We start from the raw sequence: 14,160 nt of genomic DNA on the forward strand, positions 1-14,160 counted from the left end.
CCATGAGCGGGATGGGCGGCGGGCTGGACGGCGGGCTGAACGGCGGGCCGGACGGCAGGATGGACAGCGGGCTGGACGAGCTGGCGACCCGGGCCGGGAGGTGGCTGGCCCTCTCCGCCGCCGCCCCCGAACGGCACACCGCGGCCGTCGTCGCGGACCGGTTCGACCGGATCACCTGGCGCGACACCTACGAGCAGTCGGCCGCGCTGCGCGAACTGGCCGCGGAGCTGGGCGACCGCCACGACCACACCGCCGACCTCCTGACGGACGTGTACCTCGCCGCGTACAAGGCCGGTCCGCGGCTGCGGGAGCCCGCCGCGATGGACCCGTCCCGGCTGGTCAACCACCAGATCGTCGCCGCGCTGCTGGAGTCACCGGGGTTCACCGAGCTGCGCCGGGAGACGGCCGGGGACCCCTACGCCGCCGCCATGGCCGTACTCGCCCAGGCCGGCGCGCTGCGCGGGCTGCTGGAGCGCGCCCGGGACGCGCAGGAACGGGGCGACGAGGCGAAGCGGGCCCAGCGGGCCGCCGAGGACGCGGCGACCGCGGTCGGCGAGGCGCTCCAGCAGGCCGCCGACGAGGCCGACGAGGACGGCACCGTACCGGCGCCGGCCGCCGACGCCGTACAGCGGGCGATCGAGTCCGCCCGGTCGGCGGAGGCCGCAGCCCAGCAGGCCGCCGGGTCCGCCGCGACGGCCGTCCCCGGTCTGCGCGCCACCGTACGGACCGCCGCCGCGAAGGCCGCCGAGGCCGTCCGGCAGGAGGCCGCGCTGATGCGGGCCTGGGGCGTCGGAGCCGGTGAACTGGAGCGGATGCCGTTCGCCGAACGGGCCCGGCTCGCCGAGCGGCTGCGCACCGGCCGCCTCGCCCAGTGGGCCGACCTGATCGGACGCTTCCGGCAGATGGCCGACGGCGAACGCGCCCGCAAGGTGGAGAACGCCACCGGGGAACTGGTCGGCGTCACACTCGGCGACGACCTCTCCCGCGTCATCCCCTCCGAGCTCGCCAACCTCGGCCTGCCGGAGCTGCGCGCGGTGTTCGCCGCCCGCTACGCCGCCGGGGAGCTGATGCTCTACGACAGCCAGGGCGAGCAGACCACCGGCAAGGGCGCCGTCATCGCCTGCGTGGACACCTCGCACTCCATGTACGAGGAGGGGCCCGGCGGAATCACCCGGGAGGCGTGGTCCAAGGCGTGCGCCCTGGCCCTGCTGGACCAGGCCCGCGAGGCGGGGCGCGACTTCGTCGGCATCCTCTTCTCCGCCCCCGGCAAGCTCCAGGTCTTCCGCTTCCCGGCGGACCAGCCCACCGGCCTCGACCTCACCGTCGACTTCGCGGAGACCTTCCTCGGCGGCGGCACCAGCTACCAGACCCCGCTGTCCGCCGCCGCCGACCTGCTGGAAGCGGAATTCGACGACACCGCCCGCGCCCGCGGCGACATCGTGATGATCACCGACGACGACTGCGGCGTCACCGAGAAGTGGATGCGCGAGTGGAACGACACCAAGCGCCGGCTGGACTTCCGGGTCTTCGGCGTGGTGATCGGCGCCCCGCGCGCCGCCGCGGCCGACTCGGTCCTGGAGGCCCTGTGCGACAACCTCCGCCTCATCGAGGACCTCACCGACGTCCACGCCGCCGCGGACCTCTTCCGTGTGATCTGACGACCGGCGGCCTTCCCATGAGGGACGGTGCGGCGCCGCGTTTGATCCCGGACGCCTCCGGGGTACTCTCTTCGGCTCGATTGGCCAGCCCGCCGCCCTCTGTGGCAGACTGTCCGAGTTGCTCGGTCGAGTGTTGATGCTGCGCGCCTCCCGCCGGGAGGACCGGAAGCGAGTCCCACAGTACTCGTCGTCCCTGATCAGGGGCGGACGTACGGGAATCTTCCGGGAAGCGTGGGCGCGGCACCGGCCAGGCGCCCGGTGGGTTTTTCGCCCCTGGTCCGCGGTTCTGGTAGGGCCGTGTCAATCCCGCAGGGATGTTCGAACAAGGGACATTCATGTCAGCGGGAGTGCGACACGCCCGACCGCGTGGGTCGGAGGACGGGAGTTGGAACACCGGGTTCCAGAGCGTAAAGAGAGACAGGACTACGAAGTAGCCATGGCGGGACAGAAGATCCGCATCCGGCTCAAGGCCTACGACCACGAGGTCATCGACAGCTCGGCGAAGAAGATCGTCGAGACGGTGACCCGCACTGGTGCGTCGGTCGCGGGCCCGGTGCCGCTGCCCACTGAGAAGAACGTGTACTGCGTCATCAAGTCGCCGCACAAGTACAAGGACTCGCGCGAGCACTTCGAGATGCGCACGCACAAGCGCCTGATCGACATCCTCGACCCGACCCCCAAGACCGTTGACTCTCTGATGCGACTCGACCTCCCGGCCGGTGTCGACATCGAGATCAAGCTCTGAAGGCCGGTGATCTGAGAATGGCTAAGCAGATCAAGGGCATCCTGGGCGAGAAGCTCGGCATGACGCAGGTGTGGGACGAGAACAACCGTGTTGTTCCGGTCACCGTCGTCAAGGCCGGCCCCAACGTCGTCACCCAGGTCCGCACGAACGACGTCGACGGCTACGAGTCGGTCCAGATCGCCTTCGGCGAGATCGACCCGCGCAAGGTGAACAAGCCCCTCAAGGGCCACTTCGCCAAGGCCGACGTCACCCCCCGTCGTCACCTCGTCGAGATCCGCACCGCGGACGCCTCCGAGTACACGCTGGGCCAGGAAGTCACCGCTGAGGTCTTCGAGTCGGGCGTGAAGGTCGACGTCACCGGCAAGAGCAAGGGCAAGGGCTTCGCCGGTGTCATGAAGCGTCACAACTTCAAGGGCCTCGGCGCCGGACACGGCACCCAGCGCAAGCACCGCTCGCCCGGTTCCATCGGTGGCTGCGCCACCCCGGGTCGTGTGTTCAAGGGCCTGCGCATGGCGGGTCGTATGGGCAACGAGCGGGTCACCACCCAGAACCTGACCGTCCACGCCGTTGACGCGGAGAAGGGTCTGCTGCTCATCAAGGGCGCGGTTCCCGGTCCGAACGGCGGCCTCGTCCTGGTCCGCACCGCGGCCAAGGGGGCCTGAGGTAACCGATGAGCACTGTTGACATCCTTTCGCCGGCGGGCGACAAGGCCGGTACCGTCGAGCTCCCCGCGGAGATCTTCGACGTCGAGAAGGTCAGCATCCCGCTGATCCACCAGGTCGTCGTCGCGCAGCTGGCCGCTGCCCGCCAGGGCACCCACAAGACCAAGACCCGTGGCGAGGTCCGTGGTGGCGGCAAGAAGCCGTACCGCCAGAAGGGCACCGGCCGCGCCCGTCAGGGCTCGACCCGCGCGCCGCAGTTCGCCGGTGGTGGCGTCGTGCACGGTCCCGTGCCGCGCGACTACTCGCAGCGCACCCCCAAGAAGATGAAGGCTGCCGCCCTGCGTCACGCCCTCACCGACCGGGCGCGCCACAACCGCATTCACGTCGTCTCCGGCGTGATCGAGGGCGAGACCCCCTCCACGAAGGCCGCCAAGACGCTGTTCGGCAAGATCTCGGAGCGCAAGAACCTGCTCCTGGTCGTCGACCGCGCCGACGAGGCCGCGTGGCTGTCCGCCCGCAACCTGCCCCAGGTCCACATCCTGGAGCCGGGCCAGCTGAACACGTACGACGTTCTCGTCTCGGACGACGTGGTCTTCACCAAGGCCGCTTTCGAGTCCTTCGTCGCCGGCCCGAACAAGGCCAACGACAACGAAGGGAGCGAGGTCTGATGGCTGCCCGTCACCCCTCCATCGCCTCCAAGGCGGCCAAGAAGGCCAAGGCCGCGCGCGTCGCCAAGGCGCGCCGTCACGAGGCCGAAGGCAAGAACACCGTCGTCACCCCGGCGAGCAAGGCGTACACGGACCCCCGTGACGTCCTGCTGAAGCCGGTCGTGTCGGAGAAGAGCTACGCGCTCATCGACGAGAACAAGTACACGTTCATCGTCGACCCCAACGCGAACAAGACCCAGATCAAGCAGGCCGTCCAGGCGGTCTTCGAGGTCAAGGTCACCGGGGTCAACACGATCAACCGCATCGGCAAGCGCAAGCGCACCCGCACCGGCTTCGGCCAGCGCGCGGCGACCAAGCGCGCGATCGTGACCCTCGCCGAGGGCGACCGTATCGACATCTTCGGCGGTCCGACCGCGTAAGCGGTCAGGATCGTTCGATATCGGACGAGGACTGAGAAATGGGTATCCGCAAGTACAAGCCGACGACTCCGGGCCGTCGTGGCTCCAGCGTCGCCGACTTCGTCGAGGTCACGCGGTCCACGCCGGAGAAGTCGCTGGTCCGTCCCCTGCACAGCAAGGGCGGCCGTAACAATTCCGGTCGTGTGACCGTCCGCCACCAGGGCGGTGGCCACAAGCGCGCCTACCGAGTGATCGACTTCCGTCGTCACGACAAGGACGGCGTGCCGGCGAAGGTCGCGCACATCGAGTACGACCCCAACCGCACCGCGCGCATCGCGCTCCTGCACTACGCGGACGGCGAGAAGCGCTACATTCTCGCGCCGCGTGGCCTGAGCCAGGGCGACCGCGTCGAGAACGGTCCCGGGGCCGACATCAAGCCGGGCAACAACCTGGCCCTCCGCAACATCCCGGTCGGTACCACGATCCACGCGATCGAGCTCCGTCCCGGTGGCGGTGCCAAGTTCGCCCGCTCCGCCGGTGCCTCCGTTCAGCTGCTCGCGAAGGAGGGCTCGATGGCCCACCTGCGCATGCCGTCCGGAGAGATCCGCCTGGTCGACCAGCGCTGCCGCGCCACGGTCGGCGAGGTCGGCAACGCCGAGCAGTCGAACATCAACTGGGGCAAGGCCGGCCGTAAGCGGTGGCTGGGCGTCCGCCCGACCGTCCGTGGTGTCGTCATGAACCCGGTCGACCACCCGCACGGTGGTGGTGAGGGCCGTACCTCCGGTGGCCGCCACCCCGTGTCCCCGTGGGGCAAGAAGGAAGGCCGTACTCGTTCGCCCAAGAAGGCGTCGAACAAGTACATCGTCCGCCGCCGCAAGACGAACAAGAAGCGCTAAGGACGGGTTGAGATGCCTCGTAGCTTGAAGAAGGGACCCTTCGTCGACGACCACCTGATCAAGAAGGTGGACGTCCAGAACGAAGCCGGTACCAAGAACGTCATCAAGACCTGGTCCCGCCGCTCGATGATCGTCCCGGCGATGCTGGGCCACACGATCGCGGTGCACAACGGCAAGACCCACATCCCGGTGTTTGTCACCGAGTCCATGGTCGGCCACAAGCTCGGCGAGTTCTCGCCGACGCGCACCTTCCGGGGTCACGTCAAGGACGACCGGAAGTCGAAGCGCCGCTAGTCAGCGGGGTGGATTGACCATGACAAACACTGAAGGGACAACCATGGAAGCCAGGGCCCAGGCGCGGTACATCCGCGTCACGCCCATGAAGGCCCGCCGCGTGGTGGACCTCATCCGTGGCATGGACGCCACGGAGGCTCAGGCGGTCCTGCGTTTCGCCCCGCAGGCCGCGAGCGTGCCGGTCGGCAAGGTGCTGGACAGCGCCATCGCCAACGCCGCGCACAACTACGACCACACCGACGCCGACAGCCTCTACATCTCCGAGGCGTACGTCGACGAGGGCCCGACCCTGAAGCGGTTCCGTCCGCGCGCCCAGGGCCGCGCCTACCGGATCCGCAAGCGGACCAGCCACATCACCGTGGTCGTCAGCAGCAAGGAAGGAACCCGGTAATGGGCCAGAAGGTAAACCCGCACGGGTTCCGGCTCGGTGTCACGACCGACTTCAAGTCGCGTTGGTACGCCGACAAGCTGTACAAGGACTACGTCAAGGAAGACGTCGCCATCCGTCGGATGATGACGTCCGGCATGGAGCGCGCCGGCATCTCGAAGGTGGAGATCGAGCGCACCCGTGACCGCGTGCGTGTGGACATCCACACCGCCCGTCCCGGCATCGTCATCGGCCGCCGCGGCGCCGAGGCCGACCGCATCCGCGGTGACCTGGAGAAGCTGACCGGCAAGCAGGTCCAGCTGAACATCCTCGAGGTCAAGAGCCCCGAGACGGACGCTCAGCTGGTGGCCCAGGCCGTCGCCGAGCAGCTCTCCTCCCGCGTCTCCTTCCGTCGTGCCATGCGCAAGAGCATGCAGGGCACGATGAAGGCCGGCGCCAAGGGCATCAAGATCCAGTGCGGTGGCCGCCTCGGTGGCGCCGAGATGTCCCGCTCGGAGTTCTACCGCGAGGGCCGTGTGCCCCTGCACACGCTCCGTGCGAACGTGGACTACGGCTTCTTCGAGGCCAAGACGACCTTCGGCCGCATCGGTGTGAAGGTCTGGATCTACAAGGGCGACGTCAAGAACATCGCCGAGGTCCGCGCCGAGAACGCCGCTGCCCGTGCGGGTAACCGCCCGGCCCGCGGTGGCGCCGACCGCCCGGCCCGTGGTGGCCGTGGTGGCGAGCGTGGCGGTCGCGGCCGCAAGCCGCAGCAGGCTCCCGCTGCCGAGGCCCCCAAGGCCGAGGCTCCGGCTGCCGCTCCGGCTGAGAGCACCGGAACGGAGGCCTGACCGACATGCTGATCCCCCGTAGGGTCAAGCACCGCAAGCAGCACCACCCGAAGCGCCGTGGTATGGCCAAGGGCGGTACGACGGTTGCGTTCGGCGAGTACGGCATCCAGGCCCTCACGCCGGCGTACGTGACCAACCGCCAGATCGAGGCGGCCCGTATCGCGATGACCCGCCACATCAAGCGTGGTGGCAAGGTCTGGATCAACATCTACCCGGACCGCCCGCTCACGAAGAAGCCGGCCGAGACCCGCATGGGTTCCGGTAAGGGTTCTCCGGAGTGGTGGATCGCGAACGTGCACCCGGGTCGGGTCATGTTCGAGCTGTCCTACCCCAACGAGAAGATCGCCCGTGAGGCGCTGACCCGTGCGGCCCACAAGCTGCCGATGAAGTGCCGGATCGTCAAGCGCGAGGCAGGTGAAGCGTGATGTCGGCCGGTACCAAGGCGTCCGAGCTGCGCGAGCTGGGCAACGAGGAGCTTCTCGCGAAGCTTCGCGAGGCCAAGGAAGAGCTGTTCAACCTCCGCTTCCAGGCGGCGACCGGTCAGCTCGAGAACCATGGCCGTCTGAAGGCGGTCCGCAAGGACATCGCGCGGATCTACACCCTGATGCGCGAGCGTGAGCTGGGCATCGAAACGGTGGAGAACGCCTGATGAGCGAGAACAACGTGACTGAGACGAACACTGAGGCTCGGGGCTTCCGCAAGACCCGTGAGGGCATCGTCGTCAGCGACAAGATGGACAAGACCGTCGTCGTCGCCGTCGAGGACCGCAAGAAGCACGCGCTGTACGGCAAGGTCATCCGCAGCACGAGCAAGCTCAAGGCGCACGACGAGCAGAACGCCGCCGGCGTCGGCGACCGCGTCCTCCTGATGGAGACCCGGCCGCTGTCCGCCACGAAGCACTGGCGCGTCGTCGAGATCCTCGAGAAGGCCAAGTAGGTAATTCCCGCAAGGGAATTCCAACAAGTACGCCTGCGGGCAAACCCGCAGGACAGTTCCGCCAGGCTCCGGGGGCCGTTCGCCTGAACGGCCCCCGGGGAACCGGCAGACAAACAGGAGATAGACGTGATCCAGCAGGAGTCGCGACTGCGTGTCGCCGACAACACTGGTGCGAAGGAAATCCTTTGCATCCGTGTGCTCGGTGGCTCCGGTCGCCGCTACGCGGGCATCGGTGACGTCATCGTCGCCACCGTCAAGGACGCGATCCCCGGTGGCAACGTGAAGAAGGGTGACGTCGTCAAGGCGGTCATCGTTCGCACCGTCAAGGAGCGCCGCCGTCCGGACGGCTCGTACATCCGCTTCGACGAGAACGCCGCCGTCATTCTGAAGAACGACGGCGACCCTCGTGGCACCCGTATCTTCGGCCCCGTGGGCCGTGAGCTGCGCGAGAAGAAGTTCATGAAGATCATCTCCCTCGCGCCGGAGGTGCTGTGAGCATGAAGATCAAGAAGGGCGACCTGGTCCAGGTCATCACCGGTAAGGACAAGGGCAAGCAGGGCAAGGTCATCGCGGCCTTCCCCCGCGAGGACCGTGTCCTGGTCGAGGGTGTCAACCGGGTCAAGAAGCACACCAAGGCCGGGCCGACCGCTCGCGGTTCGCAGGCCGGCGGCATCGTCACCACCGAGGCGCCGATCCACGTCTCCAACGTCCAGCTGGTCGTGGAGAAGGACGGCAAGAAGGTCGTGACCCGCGTCGGTTACCGCTTCGACGACGAAGGCAACAAGATCCGCGTTGCCAAGCGGACGGGTGAGGACATCTGATGGCTACCACCACTGCTCCGCGTCTGAAGACGAAGTACCGCGAGGAGATCGCGGGCAAGCTGCGTGAGGAGTTCTCCTACGAGAACGTCATGCAGGTTCCCGGCCTCGTCAAGATCGTGGTCAACATGGGTGTGGGCGACGCCGCCCGCGACTCCAAGCTGATCGAGGGCGCCATCCGCGACCTCACCACGATCACCGGTCAGAAGCCGGCCGTCACCAAGGCCCGCAAGTCCATCGCGCAGTTCAAGCTGCGCGAGGGCCAGCCGATCGGTGCCCACGTCACGCTCCGTGGCGACCGCATGTGGGAGTTCCTGGACCGCACCCTGTCGCTCGCGCTGCCGCGCATCCGCGACTTCCGCGGCCTGTCCCCGAAGCAGTTCGACGGCCGTGGCAACTACACCTTCGGTCTCACGGAGCAGGTCATGTTCCACGAGATCGACCAGGACAAGATCGACCGCGTCCGGGGTATGGACATCACCGTGGTGACCACGGCGACCAACGACGCTGAGGGCCGCGCGCTCCTTCGTCACCTCGGCTTCCCGTTCAAGGAGGCGTGAGCGAGATGGCGAAGAAGGCTCTGATCGCTAAGGCTGCTCGCAAGCCCAAGTTCGGTGTGCGTGGCTACACCCGCTGCCAGCGCTGCGGCCGCCCGCACTCCGTCTACCGCAAGTTCGGCCTGTGCCGCGTGTGCCTTCGTGAGATGGCTCACCGTGGCGAGCTGCCGGGCGTGACCAAGAGCTCCTGGTAGTCCCGGTAATTCCGGACTCCCAGGGCTCTCGGTAAGCAATGGGAACGGCAGGACGCCCACTCCGCATGGCTTAGGCTTGCAGGGTTGGGCACCTGCCGTGCCCGTACGACTTACTACGCCGTAGGTCCACCGCGCCGCACCCGTCCCGTCTCGGATCGGGGAGAGGGATGGCGCACCAGGAAACCCCGGCGAGAGAGGCCGAAGGCCAATTCATGACCATGACTGATCCGATCGCAGACATGCTCACGCGTCTGCGGAACGCGAACTCGGCGTACCACGACTCCGTGGCGATGCCGCACTCGAAGATCAAGTCGCACATCGCGGAGATCCTCCAGCAGGAGGGCTTCATCACGGGCTGGAAGGTCGAGGACGCCGAGGTCGGCAAGAACCTCGTCCTGGAGCTGAAGTTCGGCCCCAACCGTGAGCGCTCCATCGCGGGCATCAAGCGGATCTCCAAGCCCGGTCTCCGGGTGTACGCGAAGTCCACCAACCTGCCGAAGGTGCTCGGCGGCCTCGGCGTGGCGATCATCTCCACGTCGCACGGGCTCCTCACCGACAAGCAGGCCGGCAAGAAGGGCGTGGGTGGGGAAGTCCTCGCCTACGTCTGGTAGCGGAAGGGAACGGAGGAAACAGCTATGTCGCGCATCGGCAAGCTCCCCATCGCGGTTCCCGCCGGCGTGGACGTCACCATCGACGGCCGTACGGTCTCGGTCAAGGGCCCCAAGGGCTCGCTGACCCACACCGTCGTGGCGCCGATCGAGATCGCCAAGGGTGAGGACGGCGTTCTGAACGTCACCCGCCCCAACGACGAGCGTCAGAACAAGGCCCTGCACGGCCTGTCCCGCACGCTGGTGGCGAACATGATCACCGGCGTGACCCAGGGTTACGTGAAGAAGCTCGAGATCAGCGGTGTCGGTTACCGCGTTGTCGCCAAGGGTTCGAACCTGGAGTTCTCCCTCGGCTACAGCCACCCGATCCTGGTCGAGGCCCCCGAGGGCATCACCTTCAAGGTGGAGGCCCCGACCCGTTTCTCGGTCGAGGGCATCGACAAGCAGAAGGTCGGCGAGGTTGCGGCCAACATCCGCAAGCTGCGCAAGCCCGACCCGTACAAGGCCAAGGGCGTCAAGTACGAGGGCGAAGTCATCCGCCGCAAGGTCGGAAAGGCGGGTAAGTAAGCCATGGCATACGGGCAGAAGATCCTGAAGGGCGACGCCTACAAGCGCGCCGCGATCAAGCGCCGTCACATCCGGATCCGCAAGCGGATCAACGGTACGGCGGAGCGTCCCCGTCTGGTCGTGACCCGCTCCAACCGTCACATCGTGGCGCAGGTGATCGACGACCTGAAGGGTCACACCCTGGCGTCGGCGTCCACCCTGGACGCGTCGGTCCGTGGTGGCGAGGGCGACAAGTCCGCGCAGGCCAAGCAGGTCGGTGCCCTGGTCGCCGAGCGTGCCAAGGCCGCCGGTGTCGAGGCCGTCGTGTTCGACCGTGGTGGCAACCAGTACGCCGGGCGCATCGCCGCCCTGGCGGACGCCGCCCGCGAAGCCGGGCTCAAGTTCTGAGCCGCTTGTAGCTAGCGGAAAGAGAGAGGTAATCCAATGGCTGGACCCCAGCGCCGCGGTGGCGGTGCCGGTGGCGGCGAGCGGCGGGACCGGAAGGGCCGTGACGGCGGCGCAGCTGCCGCCGAGAAGACCGCGTACGTTGAGCGCGTTGTCGCGATCAACCGCGTCGCCAAGGTTGTGAAGGGTGGTCGTCGCTTCAGCTTCACCGCGCTGGTCGTGGTGGGCGACGGTGACGGCACCGTGGGTGTCGGATACGGCAAGGCCAAGGAGGTGCCGGCCGCCATCGCCAAGGGCGTTGAGGAGGCCAAGAAGCACTTCTTCAAGGTCCCCCGCATCCAGGGCACCATCCCGCACCCCATCCAGGGTGAGAAGGCTGCCGGCGTCGTGCTGCTCAAGCCCGCGTCCCCGGGTACCGGTGTTATCGCCGGTGGTCCCGTGCGTGCCGTGCTCGAGTGCGCCGGTATCCACGACGTGCTGTCGAAGTCGCTCGGCTCCGACAACGCGATCAACATCGTGCACGCGACCGTGGAGGCCCTGAAGGGCCTGCAGCGTCCCGAGGAGATCGCGGCCCGCCGTGGTCTGCCCCTCGAGGACGTCGCCCCCGCGGCCCTGCTGCGTGCGCGTGCCGGGGCGGGTGTGTGATCATGGCGCAGCTCAAGATCACGCAGGTCAAGTCCTACATCGGCAGCAAGCAGAACCACCGTGACACCCTGCGTTCGCTTGGCCTGAAGAAGGTCAACGACGTGGTCGTCAAGGAGGACCGCCCCGAGTTCCGCGGCATGGTGCACACCGTCCGCCACCTCGTGACGGTCGAGGAGGTCGACTGATCATGGCGGAGCAGAACCCGCTCAAGATCCACAACCTCCGTCCCGCCCCCGGCGCCAAGACCGCCAAGACTCGTGTGGGTCGTGGTGAGGCGTCGAAGGGTAAGACGGCCGGTCGTGGTACGAAGGGCACCAAGGCCCGCTACCAGGTTCCGGAGCGCTTCGAGGGTGGCCAGATGCCGCTCCACATGCGCCTCCCGAAGCTGAAGGGCTTCAAGAACCCGTTCAAGACCGAGTTCCAGGTCGTCAACCTGGACAAGCTCGCCTCCCTCTACCCCGAGGGCGGGGAGGTCACGGTCGAGGACCTGGTCGCCAAGGGTGCCGTGCGCAAGAACAGCCTCGTCAAGGTCCTCGGCCAGGGCGAGATCTCCGTGGCGCTCCAGGTGACGGTCGACGCCGTCTCCGGTTCCGCCAAGGAGAAGATCACCGCCGCCGGCGGTACCGTCACCGAGCTCGTCTGACCCCGTCAGGTGTCTCAATGACGTAGATCGATCCCGACCGGGGATACCCCACAAATGGGGTATCCCCGGTTGGTCGTTCCTAGGGCGGCAGTCTCGCCGGTAAGGTGGCCTGCGCTGCCCAATTACCTCGGGCGCCCCATGCGGGGCACTCAGGGCGGCAGTTGACCGTTACGTATTCGTCCTTAGTCGGAATCTCAAGACCGTCACCCTTGACGCAGTTGCGCGGGGGGTCGCAGGAGGCACCGTGCTCACCGCGTTCGCCCGGGCGTTCAAGACGCCCGACCTGCGCAAGAAGCTGCTCTTCACGCTCGCCATCATCGTGGTGTACCGGATCGGTACGCACATCCCCATCCCGGGTGTCGACTACCGGAACGTCCAGACCTGTATCGACGCCGCCGAAGCCAACCAGGGCCTGTTCGGTCTGGTGAACATGTTCAGCGGCGGCGCGCTGCTCCAGATCACGATCTTCGCGCTGGGCATCATGCCGTACATCACGGCGAGCATCATCCTGCAACTGCTGACCGTGGTGATCCCGCGTCTGGAAGCCCTCAAGAAGGAGGGCCAGGCCGGTACGGCGAAGATCACGCAGTACACCCGTTATCTGACGGTCGCGCTGGCCATCCTCCAGGGCACCGGCCTGGTGGCCACTGCCCGCAGCGGCGCCCTGTTCCAGGGCTGCCCGGTTGCGAGCGAGATCGTCCCGGACCAGTCGATCTTCGTGACCATCACCATGGTCATCACCATGACCGCCGGTACGGCCGCCGTCATGTGGCTCGGCGAGCTCATCACCGACCGCGGCATCGGCAACGGCATGTCGATCCTGATGTTCATCTCGATCGCCGCCACCTTCCCGTCCGCCCTGTGGGCCATCAAGGAGCAGGGCAGCCTGGCGGACGGCTGGATCGAGTTCGGCACCGTCATCGCCGTGGGTCTGGTCATGGTCGGCCTGGTCGTCTTCGTCGAGCAGGCCCAGCGCCGGATCCCGGTGCAGTACGCGAAGCGCATGATCGGCCGCCGCTCCTACGGCGGCACGTCCACCTACATCCCGCTGAAGGTGAACCAGGCGGGTGTGATTCCCGTCATCTTCGCCTCGTCGCTGCTCTACATCCCGGCCCTGATCGCGCAGTTCTCGAGCGGTACCTCCGGGTGGAAGACCTGGATCGAGGCGCATCTGGTCCGCGGTGACCACCCGATTTACGTGTCCCTGTACTTCTTGCTCATCGTGTTCTTCGCGTTCTTCTACGTGGCGATCTCCTTCAACCCCGAGGAAGTCGCGGACAACATGAAGAAGTATGGTGGCTTCATCCCGGGCATCCGGGCTGGCCGACCGACCGCTGAGTACCTGAGCTACGTACTCAACCGGATCACCTGGCCGGGTTCGCTGTACTTGGGTCTGATCGCTCTCGTACCGACGATGGCGTTGGTTGGTTTCGGGGCAAACCAGAACTTCCCCTTCGGCGGGACCAGCATCCTGATCATCGTGGGTGTGGGTCTTGAGACGGTGAAGCAGATCGAGAGCCAGCTCCAGCAGCGCAATTACGAAGGGTTCCTCCGCTGATGCGAATCGTCCTCGTCGGGCCGCCGGGTGCCGGTAAGGGTACGCAGGCCACCCGCCTTGCCGAGAAACTGCGCATCCCGCACATCTCCACGGGCGACCTGTTCCGCGCCAACATCAGCCGGCAGACCGAGCTCGGGAAGCTCGCGAAGTCCTACATGGACGCCGGTAACCTCGTGCCCGACGAGGTCACCATCGCCATGGCCAAGGACCGCATGGAGCAGCCCGACGCCGAGGGCGGTTTCCTGCTGGACGGCTTCCCGCGCAATGTGTCGCAGGCCGAGGCGCTGGACGAGCTGCTTCAGACCGAGGGCATCAAGCTGGACGCGGTCCTCGACCTGGAGGCCCCCGAGGACGAGGTCGTCAAGCGGATCGCCGGCCGGCGCATCTGCCGCAAGGACTCCGCGCACGTGTTCCATGTGTCGTACAGCCCGCCGAAGCAGGAGGGTGTCTGCGACGTCTGTGGTGGTGAGCTGTACCAGCGTGACGACGACTCCGAGTCGACGGTGCGGACGCGGCTGGAGGTCTACCACACGCAGACCGAGCCGATCATCGACTACTACAAGGCGCAGGGGCTTGTCGTGACCATCTCCGCGATGGGGGCGGTCGACGAGGTCACCGGGCGGGCGCTGGAGGCGCTGAAGCGCGGGGAGTAGTTCTCTGTAGTACGTGGTTGCAGCCGCGGTTCCTTTGGAAAGGGGCCGCGGCTGTGGC

Annotated in this window: 24 protein-coding genes; all 24 read left to right on the plus strand. The window is 67.2% G+C overall.

Annotated elements, in window-relative coordinates; genetic code table 11:
* Positions 1 to 11 precede the first annotated feature (11 nt).
* The 24 genes from ACZ470_RS04995 (at position 12) to ACZ470_RS05110 (ending at position 14,102) form a co-directional block, all read left to right on the plus strand.
* Entirely contained in the window at positions 12 to 1,658 is a 1,647-nt protein-coding gene (locus tag ACZ470_RS04995; RefSeq protein ID WP_468424506.1) for a vWA domain-containing protein, read from the plus strand.
* Between the two features lie 436 nt (positions 1,659 to 2,094).
* Entirely contained in the window at positions 2,095 to 2,403 is a 309-nt protein-coding gene (gene rpsJ / locus ACZ470_RS05000; RefSeq protein WP_003948644.1) for a 30S ribosomal protein S10, read from the plus strand.
* A 17-nt stretch (positions 2,404 to 2,420) separates the two neighbouring features.
* Positions 2,421 to 3,065 (plus strand): 50S ribosomal protein L3, encoded by a 645-nt coding sequence (rplC, locus tag ACZ470_RS05005; protein ID WP_030046373.1) that lies wholly within the window; start codon positions 2,421 to 2,423, stop codon positions 3,063 to 3,065.
* An 8-nt stretch (positions 3,066 to 3,073) separates the two neighbouring features.
* A complete protein-coding gene (gene rplD / locus ACZ470_RS05010; protein ID WP_468424508.1) occupies positions 3,074 to 3,733 on the plus strand; it encodes a 50S ribosomal protein L4 in 660 nt (219 codons plus the stop codon).
* Positions 3,733 to 4,152, plus strand: a complete 420-nt coding sequence (gene rplW / locus ACZ470_RS05015) for a 50S ribosomal protein L23 (protein ID WP_073932758.1) — start codon at positions 3,733 to 3,735, stop codon at positions 4,150 to 4,152. Before rplD ends, rplW begins: the two co-directional genes overlap by 1 nt.
* Before the next feature lie 38 nt (positions 4,153 to 4,190).
* A complete protein-coding gene (rplB, locus tag ACZ470_RS05020) occupies positions 4,191 to 5,027 on the plus strand; it encodes a 50S ribosomal protein L2 (RefSeq protein ID WP_468424510.1) in 837 nt (278 codons plus the stop codon).
* Positions 5,028 to 5,039: 12 nt separating this feature from the next.
* Positions 5,040 to 5,321, plus strand: a complete 282-nt coding sequence (rpsS, locus tag ACZ470_RS05025) for a 30S ribosomal protein S19 (RefSeq protein ID WP_003948639.1) — start codon at positions 5,040 to 5,042, stop codon at positions 5,319 to 5,321.
* 43 nt (positions 5,322 to 5,364) lie between these two features.
* On the plus strand, positions 5,365 to 5,712 hold the full coding sequence (rplV, locus tag ACZ470_RS05030) for a 50S ribosomal protein L22 (protein WP_019329637.1): 348 nt from the start codon (positions 5,365 to 5,367) through the stop codon (positions 5,710 to 5,712).
* Positions 5,712 to 6,539, plus strand: coding sequence for a 30S ribosomal protein S3 (gene rpsC, locus ACZ470_RS05035; RefSeq protein ID WP_037929573.1), 828 nt, complete (start codon positions 5,712 to 5,714; stop codon positions 6,537 to 6,539). The genes rplV and rpsC overlap by 1 nt, the downstream gene beginning before the upstream one ends.
* Before the next feature lie 5 nt (positions 6,540 to 6,544).
* On the plus strand, positions 6,545 to 6,964 hold the full coding sequence (rplP, locus tag ACZ470_RS05040) for a 50S ribosomal protein L16 (protein ID WP_007443989.1): 420 nt from the start codon (positions 6,545 to 6,547) through the stop codon (positions 6,962 to 6,964).
* On the plus strand, positions 6,964 to 7,188 hold the full coding sequence (gene rpmC, locus ACZ470_RS05045) for a 50S ribosomal protein L29 (RefSeq protein ID WP_007494763.1): 225 nt from the start codon (positions 6,964 to 6,966) through the stop codon (positions 7,186 to 7,188). The genes rplP and rpmC overlap by 1 nt, the downstream gene beginning before the upstream one ends.
* Positions 7,188 to 7,475 carry a 30S ribosomal protein S17 gene (rpsQ, locus tag ACZ470_RS05050; protein ID WP_006130775.1) on the plus strand — a complete coding sequence of 96 codons (288 nt, stop codon included), beginning with the start codon at positions 7,188 to 7,190 and terminating at the stop codon, positions 7,473 to 7,475. The genes rpmC and rpsQ overlap by 1 nt, the downstream gene beginning before the upstream one ends.
* 126 nt (positions 7,476 to 7,601) lie before the next feature.
* Positions 7,602 to 7,970, plus strand: coding sequence for a 50S ribosomal protein L14 (rplN, locus tag ACZ470_RS05055; protein ID WP_003998823.1), 369 nt, complete (start codon positions 7,602 to 7,604; stop codon positions 7,968 to 7,970).
* Positions 7,971 to 7,972: 2 nt separating this feature from the next.
* The gene (gene rplX / locus ACZ470_RS05060; protein ID WP_010036713.1) at positions 7,973 to 8,296 is read left to right on the plus strand and encodes a 50S ribosomal protein L24; all 324 of its coding nucleotides are present in this window, start codon (positions 7,973 to 7,975) and stop codon (positions 8,294 to 8,296) included.
* The gene (gene rplE, locus ACZ470_RS05065) at positions 8,296 to 8,853 is read left to right on the plus strand and encodes a 50S ribosomal protein L5 (RefSeq protein ID WP_468424512.1); all 558 of its coding nucleotides are present in this window, start codon (positions 8,296 to 8,298) and stop codon (positions 8,851 to 8,853) included. Before rplX ends, rplE begins: the two co-directional genes overlap by 1 nt.
* Positions 8,854 to 8,858: 5 nt before the next feature.
* Complete coding sequence (locus ACZ470_RS05070) at positions 8,859 to 9,044, plus strand: type Z 30S ribosomal protein S14 (RefSeq protein ID WP_003948630.1); 186 nt, start codon at positions 8,859 to 8,861, stop codon at positions 9,042 to 9,044.
* A gap of 212 nt (positions 9,045 to 9,256) precedes the next feature.
* On the plus strand, positions 9,257 to 9,655 hold the full coding sequence (rpsH, locus tag ACZ470_RS05075) for a 30S ribosomal protein S8 (RefSeq protein ID WP_004984520.1): 399 nt from the start codon (positions 9,257 to 9,259) through the stop codon (positions 9,653 to 9,655).
* A gap of 24 nt (positions 9,656 to 9,679) precedes the next feature.
* On the plus strand, positions 9,680 to 10,219 hold the full coding sequence (gene rplF / locus ACZ470_RS05080; RefSeq protein WP_356310423.1) for a 50S ribosomal protein L6: 540 nt from the start codon (positions 9,680 to 9,682) through the stop codon (positions 10,217 to 10,219).
* A gap of 3 nt (positions 10,220 to 10,222) precedes the next feature.
* A complete protein-coding gene (gene rplR / locus ACZ470_RS05085; protein WP_134040835.1) occupies positions 10,223 to 10,606 on the plus strand; it encodes a 50S ribosomal protein L18 in 384 nt (127 codons plus the stop codon).
* A gap of 36 nt (positions 10,607 to 10,642) precedes the next feature.
* Positions 10,643 to 11,248: a 30S ribosomal protein S5 gene (rpsE, locus tag ACZ470_RS05090; RefSeq protein ID WP_004984517.1), complete on the plus strand. Its 606-nt coding sequence runs from the start codon at positions 10,643 to 10,645 to the stop codon at positions 11,246 to 11,248.
* Positions 11,249 to 11,250: 2 nt separating this feature from the next.
* Positions 11,251 to 11,433 carry a 50S ribosomal protein L30 gene (rpmD, locus tag ACZ470_RS05095; RefSeq protein WP_004984515.1) on the plus strand — a complete coding sequence of 61 codons (183 nt, stop codon included), beginning with the start codon at positions 11,251 to 11,253 and terminating at the stop codon, positions 11,431 to 11,433.
* 2 nt (positions 11,434 to 11,435) lie between these two features.
* Positions 11,436 to 11,891 carry a 50S ribosomal protein L15 gene (gene rplO / locus ACZ470_RS05100; RefSeq protein WP_004927223.1) on the plus strand — a complete coding sequence of 152 codons (456 nt, stop codon included), beginning with the start codon at positions 11,436 to 11,438 and terminating at the stop codon, positions 11,889 to 11,891.
* Positions 11,892 to 12,135: 244 nt separating this feature from the next.
* Positions 12,136 to 13,449 carry a preprotein translocase subunit SecY gene (gene secY, locus ACZ470_RS05105; RefSeq protein WP_468424515.1) on the plus strand — a complete coding sequence of 438 codons (1,314 nt, stop codon included), beginning with the start codon at positions 12,136 to 12,138 and terminating at the stop codon, positions 13,447 to 13,449.
* The gene (locus ACZ470_RS05110) at positions 13,449 to 14,102 is read left to right on the plus strand and encodes an adenylate kinase (RefSeq protein ID WP_468424517.1); all 654 of its coding nucleotides are present in this window, start codon (positions 13,449 to 13,451) and stop codon (positions 14,100 to 14,102) included. Before secY ends, ACZ470_RS05110 begins: the two co-directional genes overlap by 1 nt.
* Positions 14,103 to 14,160: the final 58 nt, after the last annotated feature.

Source organism: Streptomyces sp. NPDC031111, from assembly GCF_055570675.1.

Bases quoted from the DNA above. Each gene is read 5' to 3' on its own strand.
- ACZ470_RS04995 (WP_468424506.1), top strand. From the start codon at position 12: ATGGGCGGCGGGCTGGACGGCGGGCTGAACGGCGGGCCGGACGGCAGG.
- rpsJ (WP_003948644.1), top strand. From the start codon at position 2,095: ATGGCGGGACAGAAGATCCGCATCCGGCTCAAGGCCTACGACCACGAG.
- rplC (WP_030046373.1), top strand. From the start codon at position 2,421: ATGGCTAAGCAGATCAAGGGCATCCTGGGCGAGAAGCTCGGCATGACG.
- rplD (WP_468424508.1), top strand. From the start codon at position 3,074: ATGAGCACTGTTGACATCCTTTCGCCGGCGGGCGACAAGGCCGGTACC.
- rplW (WP_073932758.1), top strand. From the start codon at position 3,733: ATGGCTGCCCGTCACCCCTCCATCGCCTCCAAGGCGGCCAAGAAGGCC.
- rplB (WP_468424510.1), top strand. From the start codon at position 4,191: ATGGGTATCCGCAAGTACAAGCCGACGACTCCGGGCCGTCGTGGCTCC.
- rpsS (WP_003948639.1), top strand. From the start codon at position 5,040: ATGCCTCGTAGCTTGAAGAAGGGACCCTTCGTCGACGACCACCTGATC.
- rplV (WP_019329637.1), top strand. From the start codon at position 5,365: ATGGAAGCCAGGGCCCAGGCGCGGTACATCCGCGTCACGCCCATGAAG.
- rpsC (WP_037929573.1), top strand. From the start codon at position 5,712: ATGGGCCAGAAGGTAAACCCGCACGGGTTCCGGCTCGGTGTCACGACC.
- rplP (WP_007443989.1), top strand. From the start codon at position 6,545: ATGCTGATCCCCCGTAGGGTCAAGCACCGCAAGCAGCACCACCCGAAG.
- rpmC (WP_007494763.1), top strand. From the start codon at position 6,964: ATGTCGGCCGGTACCAAGGCGTCCGAGCTGCGCGAGCTGGGCAACGAG.
- rpsQ (WP_006130775.1), top strand. From the start codon at position 7,188: ATGAGCGAGAACAACGTGACTGAGACGAACACTGAGGCTCGGGGCTTC.
- rplX (WP_010036713.1), top strand. From the start codon at position 7,973: ATGAAGATCAAGAAGGGCGACCTGGTCCAGGTCATCACCGGTAAGGAC.
- rplE (WP_468424512.1), top strand. From the start codon at position 8,296: ATGGCTACCACCACTGCTCCGCGTCTGAAGACGAAGTACCGCGAGGAG.
- ACZ470_RS05070 (WP_003948630.1), top strand. From the start codon at position 8,859: ATGGCGAAGAAGGCTCTGATCGCTAAGGCTGCTCGCAAGCCCAAGTTC.
- rpsH (WP_004984520.1), top strand. From the start codon at position 9,257: ATGACCATGACTGATCCGATCGCAGACATGCTCACGCGTCTGCGGAAC.
- rplF (WP_356310423.1), top strand. From the start codon at position 9,680: ATGTCGCGCATCGGCAAGCTCCCCATCGCGGTTCCCGCCGGCGTGGAC.
- rplR (WP_134040835.1), top strand. From the start codon at position 10,223: ATGGCATACGGGCAGAAGATCCTGAAGGGCGACGCCTACAAGCGCGCC.
- rpsE (WP_004984517.1), top strand. From the start codon at position 10,643: ATGGCTGGACCCCAGCGCCGCGGTGGCGGTGCCGGTGGCGGCGAGCGG.
- rpmD (WP_004984515.1), top strand. From the start codon at position 11,251: ATGGCGCAGCTCAAGATCACGCAGGTCAAGTCCTACATCGGCAGCAAG.
- rplO (WP_004927223.1), top strand. From the start codon at position 11,436: ATGGCGGAGCAGAACCCGCTCAAGATCCACAACCTCCGTCCCGCCCCC.
- ACZ470_RS05110 (WP_468424517.1), top strand. From the start codon at position 13,449: ATGCGAATCGTCCTCGTCGGGCCGCCGGGTGCCGGTAAGGGTACGCAG.